Source organism: Chitinimonas violaceus (assembly GCF_052601015.1).
On record NZ_JBQXDJ010000181.1, the window covers coordinates 1 to 1,142 of the forward strand.

The window sequence follows — 1,142 nt, forward strand, 5'->3', positions numbered from 1 at the left end:
TGATGTGGATGTGGGTGACAGTTTGAAGGCAGTGCGAATCGATACACTGCCTGCTGCCGGCGCGCTGAATCTGAATGGCGTTGGAGTACAGGCCGGACAGATAATTGCTGTGGCAAAGCTTAGTGAGTTGGTCTTTACACCGGTTGCGAATGCCAATGGAAACAACTACGCCAACTTCACTTTCTCGGTACAAGATCAGGCAAATACCTTTGACACCGTACCGAATACGATAGTTATCGATGTCACACCAGTCGATGATTTGCCTGTCATCAGCGCGGGCAGCGGCAGTGTGGTCGAGAACACTCAGCCCAGTGCAACTGGCAATCTGTCTGCAACCGATGTGGATAACCCCGGCCTTGCCTTTGTACCGGCAGCTCATTCAGGCCAATACGGCAGCCTGAGCATCGATGCCACAGGCAAGTGGACCTACACCCTGGATAACCGTGCAGAGTTATTGAAAGAGGGAGAAGTCCGCGATGAGTCCTTCACGGTTACGCTTAACGATGGCAGTACTTCAACAGTCAGCATTCATGTCACAGGCACGAACGATGCACCGGTTGTCGCTGCTATTCCAGTGGTGACGACACAGGAAGATGTGCAGGTTTCAGGTACGGTTACCGCGACGGATGTCGATGGCGACACGCTGACCTACAGCAAAGGTAACGATCCTGCCCACGGCATTGTCACGGTTAAGTCCGATGGCACCTGGATTTACACGCCAACCAATGATTACAACGGCACGGACAGTTTTACGGTAACGGTGTCGGATGGCAATGGTGGCGTTACCACATCGACGATCACTATTGATGTCACACCGGCTAACGATGTGCCGGTAGCAACTAACTACCAACACACCACTGAAGAAGATAAACCAGTCTCTGGCTCGGTTACAGCGACGGATGCCGACGGCGATACGCTGACCTACAGCAAAGGTAGTGATCCTGCCCACGGCACTGTCACGGTTAAGCCTGATGGCACCTGGACCTACACGCCAGCCAAGGATTACAGCGGTCCAGACAGCTTTACGGTAACGGTGTCGGACGGCAATGGTGGAGTGACCACATCGGCGATCACTATCGATGTCACACCAGTCGATGATTTGCCGGTCATTAGCGCAGGCAGTGGCCGTGTGGTTGAGAACA

At 53.5% G+C, this 1,142-nt stretch carries 1 protein-coding gene; it reads left to right on the forward strand.

Translation table 11 applies throughout. The features are described from left to right. On the forward strand, positions 1-1,142 hold a 1,142-nt coding region (locus tag ACUHMQ_RS20785; protein WP_445297347.1), incomplete at both ends, for a cadherin-like domain-containing protein.